We start from the raw sequence: 13,521 nt of genomic DNA, 5'->3' as shown, positions 1-13,521 counted from the left end.
GTGCAGGACTTGGGAAGGGGTTTCAAGGTTCCGCTACCGGAGAGGTTCCGCCCAAAGAGCCTCGATGAATACGTGGGGCAGGAGCATCTATTGGGCCCGGAGGGACCTCTGGGGCTCCTCATAAGGACTAATTCGATCCGCAGCTGCATCCTGTACGGCCCTCCTGGTGTTGGGAAGACCACGTTGGTCCGTCTCATGGGATCTGCCACGGGCAGGGAGCTTTTGGAGATAAACGCAGTGACCTCGAAGCTCAGCGATCTTAGGGCCCTGGCGGATCGGGCGGTGTCGCTTATGTCAATGGGGTTTGACCCGCCCATAGCCTTTGTGGACGAGATATACCACTTCAATTCCCAGCAGCAGAACGTGCTGCTCCCCTTCGTCGAGTCAGGTCAGATGGTCTTGGTGGGTACCACCACGGAGAACCCTTGGTTTGAGATAAACAAGACCCTGTTGTCCAGGATGCTGGTTTATCAGATGAAGCCCCTGGAGGATTCCCACGTGCTCCTTGTGCTGGAGAGGGCGTTGGAGGACGAGGAGCGGGGCTTGGGACGTTTAGGGTTATCCGCCACGAGGGAAGCCCTAGGGGCCATAGCGTCCTCTGCGTCCGGGGACTTAAGGCAGGCGCTTCTGAGGCTTGAGGCGGTTGCCTCCGGGGTTGCCGCCATGGGGGGAAGCTCCATAAGGGAGGAGCACGTGGTGGCCTTTGCGGGAAGCTCCTTCAGACGTTATGATAGAAGCGGTGATCAGCATTATCATTTAATATCTGCTTTTATAAAGAGCGTCCGGGGTTCCGATCCAGACGGTGCGGTTTACTGGCTGGCTAGGATGTTGGAGTCTGGGGAGGATCCACGTTTCATAGCCCGCAGGATATGCATATTGGCCGCTGAGGACGTGGGGCTGGCGGATCCGATGGGGTTGGTGCTGGCAGAGGCCGCCGCTTCCGCCTTCGACCGGGTTGGTTTGCCGGAAGGGGACATGATCCTGGCTGAGGCGGCCATTTACCTGGCTGCGGCCCCCAAGAGCAACAGGGCCTATGAGGCCATAAGGTCCGCCAGGAAGGCGGTGGAGGCCGGGGATTTGATGGAGGTCCCGGATAACCTGATCCCTGGAAGCCCAAACTACGTGTATCCCCATGGGGATCCCAGGGGGTGGGTCCCAGCCAGTTATCTTCCGGAGCCCCGAAGGTTCTACAGGCCCACGGATCTAGGGACTGAGGCCAGGATAAAGGAGAGGCTGAGGCGTCTTTGGCGCCGTTTCGGTGAAGAACGCTAGAGGAGGTGAGGGGGGTGGACAGCTCTACTCTCAAATCGCTTCTCCACGGGGTTAAGAATGCTTCTTCTCAGCGGGAGCTTATCACCGTGTTTTTCAAGGGGCTTTCTGAGATATCGCAAAGCCCCAGCTGTGCCGTGTGGTTCTCCAACGGGGAGGATGAGGCCTACTTTTGGGATGACGGTATCCTGAGGTCCCTTAAGGACTTCCCGAAGGAGGTGGCGGACAAGCTCTGGCTGTACCTCAAGTCTATAGAGTCCCCAAGTGACGTTCCAGCCATGAGGGATAGGGATGATCCCCTTTGCTTTCCCGGTTGGCTGTGCGTTGACAGGGGCGCTTTGGCGCCGTTTAACACCTGGCGCGTATCCGGATGGGTTGGTGCTTTTGGCAGGTCCTTCCCTTACAACTCCGATGACCTTTTGTCCCTGTGGATCCTGGGGGAGCTGTTTGCCCTCTCGTTGGACGCCCTTAAGGGCAGGGTTAGGCTTGGTGAGATGGAGCAGTGGGGCCACTATCTCAGAACTCCGCTCTGGACCTTGTCCCTTGCCTTGGAGGACCTTAAGAACCAGTACTCCCCACAAAGCGCCTCTTTGGCCTTTGGGGCCGCAAGGGTTCTGAGCTCTCAGATAGATACGCTCCTTTGCGAGATAGAACTTGAGTCCCAGCGGTTTGGGGCATACATGCCTCTTAGCGAGGCTCTGGAGGCTCTTAGGACGTTGGGACAGGGCTGGCAGAGGATGGAGAACCGGGGTTTTGAGATGTTCATAGAGGGCATGGATCCCTCTTCCCAGATAAAATACGGGGCGTTACAGATGCTCATGGGGATAGTAAATATGTATTACGTTGACATGTCCGCCCAGTCCGTGAGCGTAGGTGTAGTGGGGGATTCGTCCAAGGTCAAGGTCATGATAGAGGCCTCTTCCCTATCCCAGGGGTCCACCTTCGGGCTTAGGGGGGTGGTGGAGCTCCTGGCGGAGCGTTACAGCGATGGCATCAGCTTCTTCTCCTCCGTGCAGGGGGAGGGGGTGGACGTGGACATATCGATTAGGAGGCTTGCGTCATCGATACCCAGGTCCCTTGGCAGGGCTCCAAAGGTCCTGGTGGTGGATGATTCAATGGTTAACCGAAAGTCCTTGTCGGTCATGCTGGAGAAGATGGGTGCCACGGTTATCTCCGCCTCGGATGGGGTGGAGGCGGTGGATTTGGCCATGTCTCAGATGCCGGACATAGTTTTTATGGACCTTTTGATGCCCCGGATGGGAGGGGTTGAGGCAACCGCGAAGCTCCGGGAGATGGGGTTTGACAAGCCCATACTGGCCCTTACCGCCGGTGGGGAGTCCGATCTTGCTGGGGCGTTGGAGGCGGGGATGGACGAGACCTTGTTCAAGCCCGTATCGGCCAAGCTTCTGAGGGATGTGGTGGCCCAGTGGACCGGATGGAACTGCGATGATGCGGAAGGGGACCCGGTGGTGGCGTTGGCCAAGGATGACTTTCTTAAGGAGCTGCCCGGTTTGGCGGAGGGTTTATGTGATGCCATAGCGAGGAATGACATGGAGAGGGTGGAGAAGCTGGCCCATCGCCTCAAGGGGGATTCTGCGGTGGCGGGGTACCGGTCGTTCTCGTCCCTTATGGCGGAGCTGGAGGAGGACATGCGAGCAGGCAAACCCCTTGATAAGTACAGGGATTACCTTTCCTCCGGGGACCTGGTTAACAGGCTTAATACCTTGTAGTACCCCAACCCCACCCACTCCTTTAGTCCCAGCGCTGAGATCGCCATGGCGGTTTGGTTAGGAAGGAAGCTCATGGGATCGAGGGGGGGATCGGTCGGTGAGCCGCCCTGCGGGGTAGGGGTAGACCCGTATGCCTGTTAGGGTGCGTTTTGCGGCGTACATGGATCTTGGCATGTGGAAAGCGTTTGTCACCAGGACCACGTTGCGTATCCCAAGCCTCTTCAGCATGGGGTATGCGTTGGATAGGTTCTCCTTCGTGGTCCTTGACCTGCCCTCTTCGAAGACCCTATCTACCCCCATGTCCCTTAGGGTGTCCGCCATCAACCTTGCCTCTGAAAATGATGGGTCTGGGTTGGACCTTGGGTTGCCCCCACAGCATAGAATGGGCCAACCGGTCTTGGTGGCCAGGCGATAGGCGGCTAGTACCCTGGTGGCGGTGTACGTCCCCATTTCAAAGGGGGTGAGATCCCGGTCATATCTAACACCGCCTCCCAGGACGACTATCATGGTGTCCCCTTCCGGCAGTTCCTCCCCCTGCTGGTACATATCCTCCAGCGGTCCTGTGATGAGCCGGGAGGACCAATCGCACGAGGAGGAGTATATCAATAGGCCGGTAACGGCGGCTACAGCCGCCAGCTTAATGCGCCGGGGTGTCCTCAAGGCCTGAAGAGAGATAAGGAGGAACAGAAGCACGAATAGCCCCGGAGGTACCACGAAAGATCCGACAAGCTTGTAGATGAAGAAGATCTTGGACATGGGAGGAGCTTACCTCAGGGTTACCCGGCCTACAGGGACATGACGGTTACCCCCGCCACCACCAGGGTTATCCCCAGGGCAACCTTTCGGGTGAGCCTCTCCCTTAGCACCAGCGTGGCGAAGAGGGCGGCCAGGAACGGTCTTGCGCAGGCTAGACATGTGGCCAGGGCAACGGATATGTAGTTCAAGCTGTAGGAGAAGAGCAGGTTCCCTATGGTGAGCCCCATGGCTCCCGCCACGGACATCTCCAAGACATCCCTTCCCTTCAGCATTCCCAGGGATCTAAGCTCCTTGGGGTTCTTGATCAGGAAAGCTCCTATGGAACCAACGGTCACCCCTATGGACCTCCAAAGCTCAAGGGTGGGGATGTCAAGCCTCCCTATTAGGATCTTGTTGGAGACCACCCCTATGCTCCAGCAGAACATCGTGGCGGCGGCGAGGATGAGTCCCCCCTTAAGCTCCCTTGGGGAGTCAGAATTATCGCCGTCCTTTCGATTTAGGAGGAACAAGCCCCCAAGGGTCAGGAGAACCGACAAGATGATGTTTGCCCCCAGGGGTTCGTTGATTACAAAATGGGACATGATGACCGCCACCACCGGGAAAGAGGAAGTTACCGGCACCCCTATTGATACTCCCAGCTTGTGGAGGGCTCCGAAGTAGCAGAGGTCCCCCACCACAAGCCATGCCACCGATGATGCCCAAAGGAGGGTCAACGTGTGGGGTTGAGGCGGGATGAATGCGGCGGCTCCCTTCGTAGCCAATGCGTAGACTGTAGCGCTTAACACGTAGCCTATGCAACGGATGGCTCCAAGGGCGGTGTACGATACCTTTTCCACGCTTCGCCTGTAGAGAACCGGTGCCATAGCCCACACCGCAGCGGCGGCGATGGCAAGTCCCATACCAGTTAGGAGCTCCAACTTCAACACCCCTATCTGTGAGAGGTTATGTAACCCGTAAGGGACGCCACGGCGTTGTTGAGGTGCCGGCGCAGGCGCTCCTTTGCCAGGTCAAGGTTCCCCTCCAGTATGGCGTCGATGAGGGCCACGTGTTCCTCCGAGGATCGTTCCAGGGGAACTCCCTCCATGGAATAGTGCCTGCACAGCTGTATGAGGTCGCTGACATTGTGCAGTACCGTCTCAAGGAACGAGTTCCCTGACTGGTTGCTTATGAACCCGTGGAACCGTCTGTCCTGGTCTAGGTATTGACCGGAGGACCAGTCCGGGCCCACCGAGTTGAACATCTCCCGGAACTTCAACAGCTCCTCCCTGGGGGGCTTGGCACAGATCTTCTCCAGCGCCAGGGTTTCCAGGGCAAGCCTTATTTCGTATAGGTCCTTCGCCTCCTTGGGAGACGGCAGGGCCACAAAGGCCCCTTTACGTGGGACCAGCCTGACCAACCCGGTCTGGGCGAGCTGGCGTATCGCCTCCCTTATGGGGGTTCTTGAGACCTCAAGCTGCTTGGAGAGCTCAAACTCCGAGAGCTTCTCCCCCGGCGGTATGATCCCGTTGACTATGGCGTCCTTTATCTTGTCGTAAACGATCTGTCTGAGATCCCGACTCCTTGCGGGTGTGAGGGGGTGATCCTTCATTGGGACGCCTCCTTTGGGTCATTGGTTGAAGCGTTGATCGTTCAAACCTTAGAATCCTTTATACATTATTTTATTGCAACAACTATTGTTTATTCAACTTTCTCCCCTTGCTAGCATGTCCACCCAGAGGGAAAGGGCATATATGGCATCGGAGAGCCTGTTCAGGTATACGTACTGGGAGTCTGATATTAGGTTATCCCTGTAGAGCTTTACCGCCACCCGTTCCGCCCGTCTTGCCACGGTCCTTGCTATGTGAAGCGCTGCTCCAGGTACGGAATCCCCGGGTCGTACAAACCGGAAGGGCCCCTTGTGCATGGCGGTCACCTTGGCCACCAGGGTCTCAAGAAGCGATGAATCCGGTTCCGGCAGGTCTTCACACATGGCAAGGCTTCCCATGGCGTAGGACATGTTCTCCTCTAGCTTTAGGAGCCAATCGGCCACCTCGTCGTAGGGACAGGTGGCCCTGGCCATCCCCACGTGGGCCTGGCACTCGTCGAGTGTACCGTATAGCTCCACCCGTGGATGGTCCTTGGGGACCCTCTCCCCGTTGCAAAGGGATGTGGTGCCCTTGTCCCCGCCTTTGGTGGTTATGATGAGGTCCGGCATCATCGCACCTCCTTCATCGTTATCCCCTTATCGGTCTGCTCCATCAAGTTGCACCAATTGGTGGAAGCCCTTAAGGGGTGAAGCGTCATCTTAAGGTCAGTGACAGCAGCTGCAGGAACCGCACCCATCGGATGAGCAGCCCCCGATCAACCTCATGGACATGCGTACCAGGCCGTCCATCACCAGTCCCGTGGGCACCTCTTGAAACTTGGCGCTTTCCATTACCAGGGCCCTGCAGCGTCCGAGGCTTTCACAGGGTTCATATTCTATGACTAGGCCCGTGAGGGACTCCAGGGAGGTCTCCGGCACTTCTCCAGGGGCCTCCAGGGTTATGAGGTTGTGCATGGGACGATTCTCATCCAGGTCCTCCATGCCGCGGTACTCCAACGAGATCTCTATTCCCAATGTTGCAAACTTCGGGGCCATTCGATCTACCACCTTAAGCAGGTTCTCCCTGGTGGCGGTGAAGTGAGGGCACTCTTTCCCCTGAATTCCGTAATGGCTTATCACCACGTTTGGCATTGATGCATCTCCGTCCTTTCGGTTGGTCTTAGAAGTTAAAGTGGTCTCGTAGATCTTTAATGGCATCTATGATGGTCCTGTTTGCCTCATCGTTTTTTACCGCTATCCGCACGTAGCGCCTATTCAATCCGAATGATTCGCAGGTCCTTATCAGTATACCCCGGGGCCTTAGAAGGCCGAGCAGGACTTCCCCTTCGCAGGGAGACTTGGAGAGGATGAAGTTAACCTGGGATTTTAGAGGCTCAAATCCCAGGGAATGCAGTGAGCTGCTTAGATACTCCCTCTCTGCCGCCAGCTTTTCTCTGGAGTTCTGCAGGAACGGTTCAGGGTTGAGGGAGCACCAGATTGCAAAGGCCTCCCCTGCACAGTTTAGCGGCCAGGGTTGGAGGGCCTTTCTTATGAGCGATATGGTCTCTGGTTCAGCCACCGCAGCTCCCACCCTAAGGCCGGGAGCGGAGAAATCCTTTGTGAAGGCCCTGAGGGCTATGGTGTTGGGGGGGAGCGATCCGTCCGCTACGATGGAGCAGGCGGGCGGCCATGTGAGGTTTATGAAGCACTCGTCCGCCAAGAGGTATGCCCCTGCGTCCTGACAGGCCGCGGTGATCTCCTTGAGTTCCCCATCTGAGTAAGCCCTTCCGGTTGGGTTGTTGGGCTGGCAGATGATGAGGAGGTCTCCGCTATTAAGCAGTTGGGGCAGTTCCTCCAGAGGTGGTTCAAACGAGGGGGCCGCCATGGGGATTTGGATGAACGGTATTCTTAGCCTGGTGGCCCAGGCCTGATACTCCCCGAAGGTGGGGGAGAACGTGATCACCCTTTGTGGTTGGAGGGCCATCATGACAGCTCCTATGAGATCGCTTGCGCCGTTCCCGAAACACGTCATGCCAGGTTCCACCCCAAGCCACTTTGCAAAGGCCTCCCTCAGGGCGGTCTGATCCTGATCCGGGTATAGGTTTGTCCGCTGAAGCGCCGCGTGGGCGGCACTTAGGGCCCCTTCGGGGGGGCCGTAGGGGTTTACGTTGCTGGAGAAGTCGAGGACTTCTGATGGTTGGACTCCTAGTCGGTAGATCATTCCGCCGTGGATCAAAGGGACATCAGCCCCCCGATCACAAGGGCGCCTATGGCGCTTAACATGTAGCTTACCCAGTAGAGGGACAGGGCCCCCTGAAGATGGTCCACCGTGGGGGTTGGTCCTGAACCCATGGTGGGGCACTGAACCCATTGGTCACCGTAGAGGGTGGGGCCCCCCAGGGTAACTCCTAGGGCATGGGCGAAGGCCGACATGGGCCACCCGGAGTTGGGGCTCTCGTCCTTGGGGGCGTCCTCCTTCACCGCTGCCCATGTGGACAGGAAATCCTTCCCTAGTATATGCCCCGATGCCGCAACTATCAGGGCGGACAGCCTGGAGGGGAGGATGTTGAGTATATCGTCCAGCTTGGCGGAAGCGGTGCCAAAACGGTGGTACCGATCGTCCTTGTAGCCCACCATGGCGTCCAAGGTGTTAACGACCCGGTGGAACCAGGCGAGAAGGCCTCCTCCTAGAGCGGCGTAGAAAAGCGTGGCCACCAAGGCGTCAGAGAAGTTCTCCGCCAAGGTCTCCAGGGCGGATCTTGTGAGGTAGCCTTCGTCCATGTGGTCCACGTTGCGGCTAACAAGGTTCTTTAGCTTTTCCCTTGCGCCGTCGGCATCGTGGCCCCTGAGGAGCTTGAGGACTTGAGATACCTCCTGGGCGAGACTCTTTCCCCCCAGGCAGAAGTAGATGACCAGAGCTTCGGCAAGCCATCCCAGGCGTATTAAGTCCAGCAACTTAATAAAGAGCCAAGCCGGGAGCAGGGAGGATACAAGGACCAAGAAGAGAAACACCCCGCCCTGGGAGGGTTGGGACAGGGGAAGTGCCCGGCATATGGGTTCCAGTCGTTGGGCTAGATGGCCTATGAGGCGGACCGGATGGAACCTCCACTGGGGGTCTCCCAGGATGAGGTCTAAAACTATGGCAGCTGCCAGGGATAAAGAGAGCATATCGAACCCTCCCGTCCGGGGTGTTTTTGAGTCCTTTGCCCTTGTAGGGGCAGTTGGATGGTGAAGCGTGCTGATCGTCTAACCAACTCATTTTACAACAACAGATGTCTTAGGAGGTCCATATCCACCCTTGAGACGAGGTGGGATGAAAATCGTCCGAGTGTTTGCGAAATATTTAGAAGATATGGTGATAAGATTGGGTTCTGGGGCGGCATCTTTGTGGTTGGAAGGGTGGGATTGGGGATGAGGGGGCGCTTCAGTTTAAGGGACGACATGGTCTATTCGATGCCGGTGCACTTTTCCGGCCGGGCTTTTGAACCCGTGGCGGCGGAGTACGGGGACATGACCTGCGTGAGGCTGAGCTTTGAGACCGATCCGGAGGTGCTGCTGAACTATTTGCCTGGGTGTTTTGAGCTGGTTGAGCCGAGGGTTGACGTCCAGTATGCCAGCTGCAGAGACGTTAAGTGGATGTCAGGCGGGGATTACAGGCTGTTGCAGGTCACTGTTCCTGCAAGATACGTTGGAGAACGTGAGGTTATAACGGGGGACTACGCTTTGGTGGTATGGGAGGACAAGGCGTGTCCCATAATAGGGGGCCGTGAGGAGGACGGGGTGCCTAAGCTCTTTGCGCAGATAGCCTCGGAGAGGCACGTGGGGGATCACTGGTTTACCTCGGCTGCCTACGAGTCATGTCAGTTTTGCTCCCTGGATTTTTGGGGAGGAGAGCGAATATCCGACGAGGATTTGGCGGGCATGAACCGGGAGGGGAGGGTTAACCTTTTCGGATGGAGGTACATACCGAACTTGGGTGGTCCGGGAGGGGCCTTGAGTCAGCCTACCTTGTATCCCCAGAGGGTTAGTTTTAGGAGCGCCCAGAGGGGTATGGGCCTGGTTTCTTGGACTAAGATAGGTTTTGAGAGGCATCCGGTGCAGTGGCGGATCATCGATGCCCTGGCTGATATGCCTGTGCTTGGGTGGCGGGGAGCTCTCATGACCTGGGGATCCGCGGTCCTTGAGGTGGGCTCCTCCAGGGCTCTTTAGCGTGGTGGCTGTTGTGGGGCTGTGCTTACAGAACGGGGGTGTCTAGGGTGGATTGCAGCGGCAAGGTGGCGGTGGTCACAGGGGCGGCTTCGGGTATCGGGCTTGGAATAGCCGAGGGGCTTCTTAGGGGGGGCGCTAGGGCGGTATTCATGGGGGACCTGAAAGAGGATCCGCTGTTGAGCCAGGTGGACAGGCTTAACAGGTCTTATCCGGGGAGGGTCTTTGGGGTTGTCGCGGATGTCACGGTAGAGGAACAGGTGACAGGGCTTATCCGCTCATCCAGGGAGAAGGGTGGGCGGCTTGACATGGTCTTCAACGTGGCGGGGATGGGTATGACTCTTCCCACCGAGAGGATAACCTTTGACATATGGCGTTTCATGGTGAACCTTAACGTCATGGGGGTGGTCTACGGCACCTATTCCGCCATTCCCATAATGAGGGAACAGGGGTTTGGGCATGTGGTGAACGCTGGTTCGATTGCGGGCCTGGTGCCGGTGCCCTATCAAGCGGTTTACGCTGCCACGAAGGCGGCGGTCATATCCATGACCGAAAGCCTGCAGTACGAGCTTGAGGCCGAGGGGCTTAAGTTCAGCGTTTTCTGCCCTGGTAACGTGAGGACCCCCATATTTGGTGACCTGGAGCCCCCGGCGGACTCCATATCGGTGGAGGAGGCGGTGGACGCCATATTTGACGGCATGGAGAAGGGGCAGGTGGTCATAGCCTTCCCGGATTTCGCCCGCAAGATGGGGGAGCTTTACCGCATGGACCGCAAGGCCTTTGATGACCTGGCGAGGAAGTTGGCGGCGGAGCGGCGGGAGAACTATAGGACCAAGGGCACGTACTTTTAAGCCTTTCGTTCGAGCGCTGATCAGGCGTTTGGTGGTGACGAAAGGCGTTGGATTTCATCTAAAAGCCGCATCATCACCATAAGCATAAGACCGTTCATGGTGAGTATCATCCCCACAATCCAGCCCGGGATGAGGTGCCGGACCAGCATGGAGATCCCAAAGAGTATGGATATGCAGTTCATGGCGGTTTGAACCTGCCATAGGCCTATGAGGGGGGAGGGGGGCTTTTCCCTCCCCATCTTTATTAAAGCTTCCATTGTTTTAGACCTTGACAGGCCAAGCCCCTTCAGACCTAATGCCCCTCCTGCCAGGTTAAACACTGCCACGGTGATTGTGAGGGGCACCGTGAGGGCTCCTGGTATGAGGGATGATAGGGTTCCCAGGACGGAACCGAACACCCCAAGGGGCATGCCAATCTGCGGAGGGGCCATCATGCCAAGCGGTGTGTTCCCGGTAGCCATGATCTGTATAGACATGATTATAAGCAGGAGCCCCAGCTGGGCGTCCCCGGAGAACTTTAGGATCCCCAAACTTACCGGTATCAGTGTGATCCCCAGGGCGGTCATGAAGATTCCGGTTACGAACATCATGGACCTTTCCATCCGCATTATCGGGAGCCGTAGCTCTTCTTCCGGTTTGGGGTATATCTCTCGAACTCTTGCTATGAGTAAGCTAAGTACAAGAAGTCCGATGCCGTAGGCTGAGGCCAGGGCCCACTGGGCTTTCCCTAGTGGAGTGAGGGGTTTTTGAGGCAGCAGCACCGCCGCACCCAGAAGGACAGATGCGCAGTAGACCCCTATGCAGGTTATGGCGAGGGTTTTTAAGGGCCCTCCTTGGGCCTTCCATGTGGGCAACTTGCGATTGGAGAGGAGCATCTCCATGAGTTGTGCCAGCCCTCCTGGGCATAAACACATGAACAGGATCCACCGGGTATATCGTTCAGGGCTGTCGGGCAGGAAAGCGGTGGTCATCCCGATGAGAGCCAGGATGGTTCCACCCACGAGCTTTAACCTCCACCCTCCTGCCTCCCCGATAGGGGATTTCCCCAGGGCTATGGTGCTGATCCCGAACAGGAAGGTCATGAGCCCGAGGAAGCCGTTTTGATACAACCCTTCGGGGTTTAGGATGAGCCCCGTGGCCCCCGCGGTTAGGGCCACCGAACCGCCTATGGCTAGTACCGATGCTTCCGGATCGAGACGACCTTTGATGTTTCCCACGCCATATCCCCCCTTTGCGTGATTTGGCTTATCCAAGTTAACTCCAATGGGGAAGAGGAAGTGTTATTTCCTAGGGCTATATGGGGTGGGGTTTGGAGTTACATGGCATTATACCCTAATATTTCGATGCAGCGGTTGGGATATGTCGCTTAAGTAAGTTCTACGCTTGAGCTCCGGGCCATTGGGAGGGGCAACGAAAATAAAAAAGGGAGCCCATGGGCCGAGAGGGCATGGGCTCCTCAGATACGATTTCTTTAAAAAATGGTGCCGGGGGGGGGACTCGAACCCCCACGTGGTTGCCCACGGCGGATTTTGAGTCCGCTGCGTCTGCCATTCCGCCACCCCGGCAAGCGAGGAACGGGGATATAAATACCACATTCAGGTGGGGTTTGTCCACCCCCATGAAGCGATTGCTGTTTTAGGGAAAAATGATAGAATTGCGAAAAGCAAAACAGATAGTGTTGTCTAGGCTGGATTGGATTTTCGCTTGGATGCTCTGTTTAGTCGTTGGAGCGACCTCAAGGACTGGGGGTGCTAATGTTGAGGGTATCTCGGTTGATCCGGTACATATCCATGGGGATGTTCCTAGCCTTTACAACCTGGGTGGCCTATAGGCATCAAGTGGTAGGTGGAGGTCCCATGGGGGTTCCGCCGATGGATGCTCTTTGTCCCTTTGGGGGCCTTGAGAGCCTTTACTCCTACATAAGGGAGGGGGCGTTCCTCAAGAGGACGGCTCCCAGTTCTCTCATACTGGGGCTGGTCGTGGCTTTCATGACTATTTCCCTTGGGAGGGTCTTCTGCGGCTGGATATGTCCCCTGGGGGCCATCGGTGAGGCCGCCGGTGTTTTGGGCAAGCGCATTGGCGTCTCCCGTGTGCCTCGATGGCTTGAGTCTTGGGGTAGGTATTTGAAAATAGTCATCTTGGTGGTGGTTCTGGTTTTTACCTGGAGTTTTGGGACCCTGGTGATGAGGCCCTACGATCCGTGGGTAAGCTGGGCTCATCTCAGTGGCGGGTGGAGGGAGGTCTCCTCGTCCCCCGTTGGGTTCATGGTGCTATTCCTGTTCGTCATGGGGGCTGCCATGTTTGTCTCCCGTTTCTTCTGCAGGTACCTATGTCCATTGGGAGGGGCCCTATGGCTTCTCCAGCGGGTAAGTCTTACAAGGGTTGTGAGAAACGCGGATACGTGTGTAAATTGCGGAGCCTGTGACAGGGCCTGCCCGATGGGTATTGTGGTTTCCAAGTCTCACACTGTGTCCAGCGGGGACTGCATCTCATGCGGGGAGTGCGTGGAGTCCTGTCCTGTAAGGGGGACATTGGGTTTTGGTTTGAGACGTTTCAGGTTAACCCCCCTCGTCCTCGGGCTTGCGGGGTTGACGGTATTTTTTCTGGCATATGGTGTTGCCCGCTGCACCGGCCTGTGGAGGACCCACTATTCCATATCGAAAGAGGCTGCATCGGATCCGGTGGAGGGTATTTTCGGGTGGATGACGGTGGAGCAGGCGGCAGGACAGGTGGGGCTAAGTGCAGAGGAGTTCATAAAGGCCGCAGGGTTTGACGAAGGGGTTCCAAGGGATGTGGCGCTTAAGAAGCTCCCCGGGGTGGATGACGAGAAGGTGAAGGTCTTGCTAAGGGCTTATCTGGCCTCTGCGCCTAAGAGCAGAAAGGGGGTGCTGGATCCTGACTCCATAAAGGGCAGCCAAACCCTAGAGGAGGTGGCTTCCGTTTATGGTCTTGAGGTTACGAGGATACTCAAAGCCGCCGGATGGCCCGAGGACCTTGAGGGGGCAAGGGGCTTGCCACTGAAGGAGCTGGCGAGAAGGGCGGGAAGCGAGGTTTCGAAGATCCGGGAGGCTATCAAGACTTTGCTAGGGCAGGGTGGAAATTGAGCTTTTCGCTTCCTATTGCCGGGCACCGAGGTGTTTGGAGG

The 13,521-nt window shown here is 57.1% G+C and carries 13 protein-coding genes and 1 tRNA gene; 5 read left to right on the top strand and 9 right to left on the bottom strand.

Going from position 1 to position 13,521, the window contains the following annotated elements; all coding sequences use genetic code 11:
- Entirely contained in the window at positions 1-1,272 is a 1,272-nt protein-coding gene (locus THEVEDRAFT_RS06285; protein WP_006583877.1) for a replication-associated recombination protein A, read from the top strand.
- Between the two features lie 14 nt (positions 1,273-1,286).
- Positions 1,287-2,999 carry a response regulator gene (locus THEVEDRAFT_RS06280; RefSeq protein WP_006583876.1) on the top strand — a complete coding sequence of 571 codons (1,713 nt, stop codon included), beginning with the start codon at positions 1,287-1,289 and terminating at the stop codon, positions 2,997-2,999.
- 57 nt (positions 3,000-3,056) lie between these two features.
- Here the strand turns inward: THEVEDRAFT_RS06280 and THEVEDRAFT_RS06275 are convergent, their stop codons facing one another.
- The 7 genes from THEVEDRAFT_RS06275 to cbiB all read right to left on the bottom strand — a co-directional run bounded on the left by THEVEDRAFT_RS06275 (position 3,057) and on the right by cbiB (position 8,487).
- On the bottom strand, positions 3,057-3,755 hold the full coding sequence (locus THEVEDRAFT_RS06275) for a YdcF family protein (RefSeq protein ID WP_006583875.1): 699 nt from the start codon (positions 3,753-3,755) through the stop codon (positions 3,057-3,059).
- Between the two features lie 29 nt (positions 3,756-3,784).
- The gene (locus THEVEDRAFT_RS06270) at positions 3,785-4,681 is read right to left on the bottom strand and encodes a DMT family transporter (protein WP_245522624.1); all 897 of its coding nucleotides are present in this window, start codon (positions 4,679-4,681) and stop codon (positions 3,785-3,787) included.
- Between the two features lie 2 nt (positions 4,682-4,683).
- Positions 4,684-5,343, bottom strand: a complete 660-nt coding sequence (locus tag THEVEDRAFT_RS06265; RefSeq protein WP_006583873.1) for a GntR family transcriptional regulator — start codon at positions 5,341-5,343, stop codon at positions 4,684-4,686.
- Positions 5,344-5,436: 93 nt separating this feature from the next.
- The gene (locus THEVEDRAFT_RS06260) at positions 5,437-5,949 is read right to left on the bottom strand and encodes a cob(I)yrinic acid a,c-diamide adenosyltransferase (RefSeq protein WP_006583872.1); all 513 of its coding nucleotides are present in this window, start codon (positions 5,947-5,949) and stop codon (positions 5,437-5,439) included.
- A gap of 96 nt (positions 5,950-6,045) precedes the next feature.
- The gene (locus THEVEDRAFT_RS06255; RefSeq protein WP_006583871.1) at positions 6,046-6,537 is read right to left on the bottom strand and encodes a DUF2703 domain-containing protein; all 492 of its coding nucleotides are present in this window, start codon (positions 6,535-6,537) and stop codon (positions 6,046-6,048) included.
- Entirely contained in the window at positions 6,500-7,540 is a 1,041-nt protein-coding gene (locus THEVEDRAFT_RS06250; RefSeq protein ID WP_245522623.1) for a pyridoxal phosphate-dependent aminotransferase, read from the bottom strand. The genes THEVEDRAFT_RS06255 and THEVEDRAFT_RS06250 overlap by 38 nt, the downstream gene beginning before the upstream one ends.
- Before the next feature lie 11 nt (positions 7,541-7,551).
- Entirely contained in the window at positions 7,552-8,487 is a 936-nt protein-coding gene (gene cbiB / locus THEVEDRAFT_RS06245; RefSeq protein ID WP_006583869.1) for an adenosylcobinamide-phosphate synthase CbiB, read from the bottom strand.
- A 57-nt stretch (positions 8,488-8,544) separates the two neighbouring features.
- Here cbiB and THEVEDRAFT_RS06240 point away from each other — a divergent pair, with 57 nt between their 5' ends.
- Together THEVEDRAFT_RS06240 and THEVEDRAFT_RS06235 are read left to right on the top strand one after the other, a co-directional pair.
- Positions 8,545-9,528 carry an acetoacetate decarboxylase family protein gene (locus THEVEDRAFT_RS06240; protein ID WP_245522622.1) on the top strand — a complete coding sequence of 328 codons (984 nt, stop codon included), beginning with the start codon at positions 8,545-8,547 and terminating at the stop codon, positions 9,526-9,528.
- Between the two features lie 38 nt (positions 9,529-9,566).
- Positions 9,567-10,376, top strand: coding sequence for an SDR family NAD(P)-dependent oxidoreductase (locus tag THEVEDRAFT_RS06235; RefSeq protein ID WP_245522621.1), 810 nt, complete (start codon positions 9,567-9,569; stop codon positions 10,374-10,376).
- Positions 10,377-10,396: 20 nt separating this feature from the next.
- Here THEVEDRAFT_RS06235 and THEVEDRAFT_RS06230 read toward each other — a convergent pair whose 3' ends face one another.
- Together THEVEDRAFT_RS06230 and THEVEDRAFT_RS06225 are read right to left on the bottom strand one after the other, a co-directional pair.
- A complete protein-coding gene (locus THEVEDRAFT_RS06230) occupies positions 10,397-11,593 on the bottom strand; it encodes a hypothetical protein (RefSeq protein WP_006583866.1) in 1,197 nt (398 codons plus the stop codon).
- Between the two features lie 262 nt (positions 11,594-11,855).
- A tRNA-Leu gene (locus tag THEVEDRAFT_RS06225) sits at positions 11,856-11,941 on the bottom strand.
- Positions 11,942-12,130: 189 nt separating this feature from the next.
- Here THEVEDRAFT_RS06225 and THEVEDRAFT_RS06220 point away from each other — a divergent pair.
- A complete protein-coding gene (locus THEVEDRAFT_RS06220; RefSeq protein WP_006583865.1) occupies positions 12,131-13,480 on the top strand; it encodes a 4Fe-4S binding protein in 1,350 nt (449 codons plus the stop codon).
- The last annotated feature ends 41 nt before the right edge of the window (positions 13,481-13,521 follow it).

The sequence above is a fragment of the Thermanaerovibrio velox DSM 12556 genome, from assembly GCF_000237825.1.
Lineage (GTDB): Bacteria > Synergistota > Synergistia > Synergistales > Synergistaceae > Thermanaerovibrio > Thermanaerovibrio velox.
This window is presented reverse-complemented; position numbering and strand designations above follow the sequence as displayed.

Coding starts and splice junctions, on each gene's coding strand:
- THEVEDRAFT_RS06255 (WP_006583871.1), bottom strand. CDS start 6,537: ATGCCATTAAAGATCTACGAGACCACTTTAACTTCTAAGACCAACCGA.
- cbiB (WP_006583869.1), bottom strand. CDS start 8,487: ATGCTCTCTTTATCCCTGGCAGCTGCCATAGTTTTAGACCTCATCCTG.
- THEVEDRAFT_RS06265 (WP_006583873.1), bottom strand. CDS start 5,343: ATGAAGGATCACCCCCTCACACCCGCAAGGAGTCGGGATCTCAGACAG.
- THEVEDRAFT_RS06275 (WP_006583875.1), bottom strand. CDS start 3,755: ATGTCCAAGATCTTCTTCATCTACAAGCTTGTCGGATCTTTCGTGGTA.
- THEVEDRAFT_RS06220 (WP_006583865.1), top strand. CDS start 12,131: ATGTTGAGGGTATCTCGGTTGATCCGGTACATATCCATGGGGATGTTC.
- THEVEDRAFT_RS06240 (WP_245522622.1), top strand. CDS start 8,545: ATGGTGAAGCGTGCTGATCGTCTAACCAACTCATTTTACAACAACAGA.
- THEVEDRAFT_RS06260 (WP_006583872.1), bottom strand. CDS start 5,949: ATGCCGGACCTCATCATAACCACCAAAGGCGGGGACAAGGGCACCACA.
- THEVEDRAFT_RS06250 (WP_245522623.1), bottom strand. CDS start 7,540: ATGATCTACCGACTAGGAGTCCAACCATCAGAAGTCCTCGACTTCTCC.